This is a genomic window from Acidimicrobiia bacterium (assembly GCA_018057765.1).
In the GTDB taxonomy this organism is placed as follows: Bacteria; Actinomycetota; Acidimicrobiia; order IMCC26256; family JAGPDB01; genus JAGPDB01.
The window spans coordinates 1-7,494 of the sequence record JAGPDB010000038.1 but is presented as its reverse complement, the minus strand read 5'-3'; the positions used below and the strand labels follow the sequence as shown (position 1 = coordinate 7,494).

The 7,494-nt window shown below is 34.8% G+C and carries 6 protein-coding genes; 2 read left to right on the top strand and 4 right to left on the bottom strand.

The window, feature by feature from the left end:
- The coding region (locus tag KBF89_08480; GenBank protein ID MBP9116357.1) for an HNH endonuclease at window positions 1-244 on the top strand (244 nt) is incomplete at its 5' end.
- Window positions 245-317: 73 nt separating this feature from the next.
- Here the strand turns inward: KBF89_08480 and KBF89_08475 are convergent.
- The 4 genes from KBF89_08475 to KBF89_08460 form a co-directional block, all read right to left on the bottom strand.
- Window positions 318-2,069, bottom strand: coding sequence for an MFS transporter (locus KBF89_08475; protein ID MBP9116356.1), 1,752 nt, complete (start codon window positions 2,067-2,069; stop codon window positions 318-320).
- A gap of 99 nt (window positions 2,070-2,168) precedes the next feature.
- The gene (locus KBF89_08470) at window positions 2,169-3,467 is read right to left on the bottom strand and encodes a competence/damage-inducible protein A (GenBank protein ID MBP9116355.1); all 1,299 of its coding nucleotides are present in this window, start codon (window positions 3,465-3,467) and stop codon (window positions 2,169-2,171) included.
- Window positions 3,468-3,486: 19 nt separating this feature from the next.
- Window positions 3,487-4,119: a CDP-alcohol phosphatidyltransferase family protein gene (locus KBF89_08465; protein ID MBP9116354.1), complete on the bottom strand. Its 633-nt coding sequence runs from the start codon at window positions 4,117-4,119 to the stop codon at window positions 3,487-3,489.
- A 31-nt stretch (window positions 4,120-4,150) separates the two neighbouring features.
- Entirely contained in the window at window positions 4,151-5,674 is a 1,524-nt protein-coding gene (locus tag KBF89_08460) for a DUF2779 domain-containing protein (protein ID MBP9116353.1), read from the bottom strand.
- Between the two features lie 316 nt (window positions 5,675-5,990).
- On the opposite strand from KBF89_08460, the gene KBF89_08455 reads away from it, so the two are divergent.
- Window positions 5,991-7,494: hypothetical protein (locus tag KBF89_08455; protein ID MBP9116352.1), on the top strand; the 1,504-nt coding region annotated here is incomplete at its 3' end.

Genomic DNA, 7,494 nt, shown 5'->3' with positions numbered 1-7,494 from the left:
TCCAGTCTCATGGTGTGACGCCCACCACATAAAACACTGGATAGACGGCGGTGAAACATCAATAGAAAACCTAGTATTAATATGTCGACACCACCACCGAAAACTACACTACGACCAACAATTCGAAGAAGACGCAAAACAACAATTCATAAAACACAAAGAAAAACACAAAAACCGACACCACGAAAAACAAAAACATAGGAACAAGTATGAGCATAAGCATAAATATCGCCAAGTATCATAAAAGTTATTGTGTTAATTATAACCTGTCACTATATAACCTGTCGCTATATAACCTGTCGCTATAAAACCTGTTACTAAAACCGTTTCGAATCAATAATGGCATTTTGGATCCCGGCAACATTCATGAAATTACTTACTTCGTTTGAATCAGATTCGTCAGCGTCTTTTTGCGTTTCCGTTGCCACTGCTACTGGCACTGCTACTGTTGCTGCTTCTTTTGCTGCTTCTGCTTCTGCAGGTGCTTCCACTGGTGCTTCCCCAGGTACTTCCCCAGGTACTTCCCCAGGTACTTCCCCAGGTACTTCCCCTGGTGCTTCGCTTTCTGAAACATCGGTTTCTTTTGGTTTTTCAGTTAGATCAATCACAGAACCTTGTAAACCATCTAGATCTTGCAAGTCTTCAACACCATCAGAAACTTTAGTGTCGGTCACACTAGAACTTATAACATTTGGTCCTTCTGAAGCATTCGGATCATCTAGGTCTTGTAGAACTACCGGATCCACAAGCTCATCACTGCGCTCCCCCAAATCTCCCTGCGCCTCCAACTCCACCAAATCAATAATAGGCTTTTCGCTGGCAATGCGATCTATGGACAGAACACCAAATCCTTCGCTTATAGATGATAAACCTACAACAACAAAAATGAATAAGCCAATAGCAACAAAAATCCATTGGGCTGCCAACACACCATAACTATCAGCAACTGCTCCAATACCAATAGTCCCAATAACAGAACCAATCGTATAACCCATAGAGGCAATAGATAGTGCTGTAGATTTCCTTTCACCGTTCATTCTATTTTGAATTGCATTATCGTGCAGATGAAAGCACATAGGACCAACTAATGCATTTATCATAAATCCGATAATAGCTATAGGTAAAGCCATATGCATTAAGACAATACCAACGACAACGACATAAACAATAATATTCATTGCCCAAACTACATTTATCTTTTCATAAACTCTCGAAACAAAAAAAGCACCTATAGCCATGACTATAAATATTGCTGAATACACCCAACCAGAATCCGTAACTTTTATACCACGATCGCGGAAATACTGTTGGTATAAAGACCAGTTTCCTTCACCTAATAAAGCATAAAAACAAAGCAAAGTGAGTACCTTCTTTATGTCACTATTTGCGCGCATTTCCTTCCATGTCATCAAAATATGCTTTGTGACTGAAACTTTTGCTTCTAAAGATTCTCCATCTAGCCTATGTTTGTCGCTTCTTGAAGATCGAGACTCGACCAAGAAATATACACAAATTATTGCAATACAAAAAAATATGATTTCCCCGATATATGGATAAGTATATGAAGAGATTTTTGCTTCAGGATTTAATGTATACAAATATGCACCAAGAGGGACAGTAAAGACTCTTGATACTGAAGAAAGTGTTAACATCTTTCCAGATAATTTTGAATATGAAGTTTTGTCACCATATGCTTCAAAAGTATCGTGTAATAGACCTTCTAAAGAGCCAGTTCTCATTGCCCACCCTAAACCAGCAAAAATTTGCAAGAACATCAATAAGATAAAATTATTAAAAAGTATTAAAGTCAAATCGCCAAAAGCGGTTAAGCCTAGGCCTGTTATCAAGGTTGCTTTACGCCCGAATTTATCCGCAAATGCGCCCATTGGTATTTCAAAAAAGGCTGAAGTCGCAAGCGCCATATACCCAAGTATTAGCGATTGGGTAAGAGATAGATGTAAATGGTCAGAACCGAAAATAACCCAAACAGGTGAAATTATCGCTACTTGGTGTGTTGCTGAAATAAAAAGTGCGAGCTTCTTATTCCTAGTCAAAACTTTATTGTCCATTTAATACACTTTCAAGAGGAATAGACCCTATATTATAGTTTAAGTCTCAAGAAATTGACAATGCCCAGGTCAACGACATGTAACAAATATTAAATATTACTATTCACTAGTTTTTCCGGATTTGGTAAACTCAGTTTCATCTAGTTTACCTTCTAAATATTCCCTTAAAATATTAAGTGCAGAAATTGTTCCGTATTCCCTTACCCTTTGTCTATCTCCGCCAAAATTAAAACTATATGCAGCACTAAAATCTTTATGCGCTAAAGCAATGTAACACTCGCCTGCTTTGTGTATCACATCATTTTCGATTTCATCACCAGGCCCAGAAACACCAGTTGTTGAAATAGCGAAGTCAACATTGAATTTTTCTAACGTCGATCGAGCCATCTTGACCGCACACTCAGAAGAATATACATCATCAAATTCAATATCTAATATATCATTTTTTATTTCTTTTGAGTAAGCAACCATGGATCCTTTAAACACATTTGATGCACCAGGAATTTCTACAATTCGTGATGAGACAAGACCTCCCGTAAAAGATTCAGCAATTGCTAAAGTAGCCTTTCTTTTATGTAATAAATCTAAAACTTTAGATTCCATAGTCTCATCATCATATGCATAAATATTATTAGCTATTTTTTCTTGAATTTGTTCTTCAACTTCATTTATTAAATTCTTCGCGATTGCCAATGATTTAGCTTTTGTAGAAATCTTTATGTAAATTCCGTTAATACCTCTCGCCAAAAATCCGACTTTGACATCACCAGTTTCACAATCTTGAATTATCTCGTCTAATGTTTCACTAAGTTCACTTTCAGGTATACCCCAAGTCTTTAATGTGCGATTTAAAATTACAGTGTTTCGCTTTTCTATATTTAATATAAATGGAAGGATGACTTCTTGAACCATTGGTTTTAATTCATAAGGAAAACCTGGGACTAAAAACATATATTTTGTTTTCCCACCAATTACCACTGGGCAAATTAAACCGGGGGCTGTGCCATTCTTATTAGGTATAATTGTTGCACCTTGTGGAACCATGGCTTGACGTAAATTTATAATTGGCATTTCACGTTTACGATTTGCAAATATTTTGCGCATATTCTCTTCTGCTTCAGTATTTAAAACTAATTCAACACCCATCAGATCACCTGCAACTTCTCGTGTAATATCATCGTGTGTTGGTCCAAGCCCACCAGCAATTATTATCGAATCACAATTTTCCAACATTGAAATCATTGCCAATTTTATACGACCAAAATTATCGCCTACTTTGCGTTGCTCATAAGAATCAATGCCACAATTAGCAAGCATTCTCCCTATATTTCCAGAATTAGTATCTTCTATTTGACCTAAGAGCAATTCAGTTCCAACGCATAAAACATTTGTAACCATTTTATTCTCCTGTTAAATATTAATGTTCAGTTTTTGTTTCCACTACTGCTCTTTGAGCATTTATGAATAGGTCAATGCCGCTAACTACTGAAAGTGTACATGCTGACCATAACAAAACACTATGAAAGTTTGTATAATCATCAAGAGGCGGGAAAATAACTAAACCAACAGCAAGTAACTGTACAAGAGTTTTTGCTTTACCTAATTTACGTGCAGGTAAAGATATTTTATATTTAGAAAGTACAGTCCTGGCAACAGAAACTCCACCTTCACGCATTCCCATTATTATAATTGGCAACCAAGCATAATAATCGCGCATACCTAAAACAATAAAACCACCAATCGCTAATATTTTATCTGCGAGTGGATCCAAAAAGGCACCAGATGTAGTTGGCCCATTTTTTCTAGCAATAATTCCATCTACATAATCAGAAGCAGAAAGCACAAAAAATGACACAAATAATAGCCAACCCGATTGTTGTTTATAAAGCCAAAACAAAAAAGGGAAAGATAAGATCAGTCTCGCAAATGTAAGTATATTTGCAGGTGTCATTATTGCAGATGACGAATATTTAAAACTATCTTTTACAACAATTTTTTTCAAAGCTTCAACAGGTTTAGCCCCAGTTGTTTTTGAAATTTTATCGGTCACCAATATCCTCCATCATTTTCTTATGATGATATTAGTCGATTATTGTTTTCAAAAACCTATATATTTCTACCATTGCTAAAGTATCTAGTGAACAATACTTTTCTAAATCATTCAATATTTTTTGTTTGGTGTCTATATCAAATTTTTCTTCTAAAACAGCCTGCATCCACTTTCGTTGCGCTGCTAAACCTTCGTTGATTCCTAGATCTTTATATGAGAGTTCTGGCACTAGTACCGGCAATACTTTTTTTATCGAATAACTGCCCAAAAATCTATAATCTACATACCAATTTCGCTGAAATGGTATTGCTAGATCAACTACTCTGTCATTTACCGAATCATAAAATTGCCTAAATTCAGGATGCATCAACCCCATACGAGTATTACATCCTTTTTCAAAACTAGCATTCCAAGTAACAATAGATCCCGCCTCACCAATATTTTTAGACAGAAATTTCGATAATTCATAAGTGGAATCATTATTTTCTTTGTGTAAGTACATAACATGGCGCAATTCTGAGGCCGGACTATCAAGTATATGTAAGGAGAACTGAAATGGTATTTGTTGGTATGGAGATGTACCATCAAAGGGTGGAATTACAGACATTGCCGTTTCATAATCAAGAAAGAACAGTGGATACTTAAATTCATCTATAAATTCTTTAATAGCTTCCTTATCTACATATTCTTCTTGTGTTTTTACTGCATTTACTTGAAGTAGTTGTTTTGGTGTCAGTTCAAAACTATGATCAATATCTTTTAGAAACTTTATTCCATCAGTAAACAATTTTGCTACGCGGTTTTTTGGCCAGCACAAATCAAATATAGATCCTGATGGAGTATCATTAAATATTCTATAAAGTTCTAACCAAGCATTCAGTGTTTCTGCATTATCATCTTCTGTTGGTACTTCTAAATCAGGGATTATCTTTTTTTCTATGCACCTATTTGCTAATTCAATTTGCTCAAGAGTAAATCCTTTTAAATCGTTTACTTCTTCTGTCACATTTGTGACATGGCACAATTGTTTAATGTCAATCTCACCTTTGCGAACATATGCTCCGTTTGCATTGATAACAAAAATATCTCTAACAATAAGACCACAGTTCTGTATCACTATTGATTGAAATGAAAGATCATATAGATTTTCTTGTTTAACTCTTGTTCCAGATTTTATTTCATATAGATCAACCATATTCGGAGCTACAAAAACTATTGCATCACAAATACATGTTACAGATGCTTCTTTTATATATGTTTCGAATCTGGCTTGAATCAAAGTTTGATTACTCTCATTACAAGCGTTTGTTGAAATACTCTCAATTGCTTTATTAGTACGTTTTGTTAGTGATATATATTCAGGGATTCCAACGAAACCGAGTTTCGTTGTATTTTTAAATATTTGCTCTGCATAACTTTCAAAAATTCTTCCGGCATCAAATATTGCTTGCAGTGCTTCATCAATTGGCGGCAATTTAGCTTTATCGTGTTTTTTTAGCCACAAATAGATTGGATGTTTCAAAAACAACATATATTCAGATTTTGATATTTGCACTTTTTCCTTTAATTTCAAATATTTAACGTTTGTCTAGTCAAGTGTACATCGAGCATAAGACAATATATTTTTATTCCTTTAAATTGTGTTATAGAGAACAGGATCTTAATATAAAATATTATATTAAGGAAAAAAAGAACTGATATTTTAATGCGCTTAAATCAACAAAATTCGCAATATATGTAAGAATACCTACAATCATTCGTAATTGTCTTTTATTACTGTTATTTTGTCAAATTCGGTTAATTATTAATACTATTTGTGCCGATATAAACACATGGTAAAAAAGATTTTTCTAAGGATTCTTTGTATAGCTATGCTGATCATTTTTGCGATACCCGCATATTCATTCACGTTTTCTAATAGTCCTTTATCGCAAACGTTAAACGTCACTATAAATCAAAAAAGTGGACAGGCTGATCCATCGACTTCAAGTGCAATATTCACTGTAGTATTTTCTAATCCTATTGACCCGACTACATTCACAAGAGGTGATATTGCTTTAAGCGGAACTGCACTTGACAAAAATATAGTTTCAATAGTTCAAGTAACACCTAATGATGGAACCACTTTCGAAGTAACTACAAACGCAAGGACTTCTGGGACTATCATTGCAACTATACCTGAGGCTACTTCAATAGATGCAAAAAAGTACCATGGTCATTTAGATTTTGGTACAACTAACTTGGTACAAGATTCAGATGGGAATATATACTCCGCTGGCTCATATAACAATAATATTTCGAAGATCACGCCAGAAGGAATTTCTACGACATACGGCACAATTAGCTCATATCCTGATCATATCGCTATTGATGGTGATGGAAATGTTTATTTGGATGATCAATATACTAACGAAATAACAAAGGTTACACCTTCAGGTGTCTCAAGTACAATAGATCTTGGAGGTTCAATAACTGATTTGGCTATTGATTCATCAAATAATGTATTTGTTTCCGGTTATAGTAATAAAATTACTAAAATAACTTCTAATGGAGTAGTTTCAACTTTCGCAACAACTGGATCAAACCCAAATGCAATTGTAATAGATGCTCAGGACAATGTATATACTGCAAATACTGGAAGTCAGAATATTACAAAAGTTACACCTTCTGGAGTAACAACAAACTATGGATCGATCGGAAACGAGTCTGATTTAATCGCTGTAGATTCTCTAGGCAACGTATTTGTTACTGGTAGCTATGGCGATCAAGATATAATTAAAGTTACACCTGCAGGTTTATCAACAACATTCGGTACTGCAACATCGCAAAGTGCACTTCGTGTTGATAGTTCAAATAATTTGTTTACATCAAATTATGGTTCTCCTGATGGTTACTCAATTTTGAAATTTACTCCTGCTGGTGTTAAAACAACTGAAATAATAACTGGTGTGAATTTAATTAGCTATATAGTTGATTCATCAAATCAACTATATTGGAGTGATTACGATTCGGTATTTACGAATCCGATCATTAATACAGGTATAACTGATTTAAACGGAGATACGAATCTAGCTTCGACTTCGACTGATAATTCGATAACAATAAATAAACCAGGTATAACAATTAATAAAAAATCTAGCCAAGCCGATCCAACAGACAGCACTACACTATATTTCACTGTTACATTTCCAAAACCTATAGATGTTGCTTCATTTACCGGATCTGATATTACTTTGGGAGGAACAGCGCCAGGAAAAACAGTTTCTTCGATTACGGAACAATCACCTAACAATGGGACTGTTTTTGACGTAAAGGTGACAACTAGTGGTGTTGGTTCTGTAACTGCAACTATACCAGCTGGATCGATTGGTTATA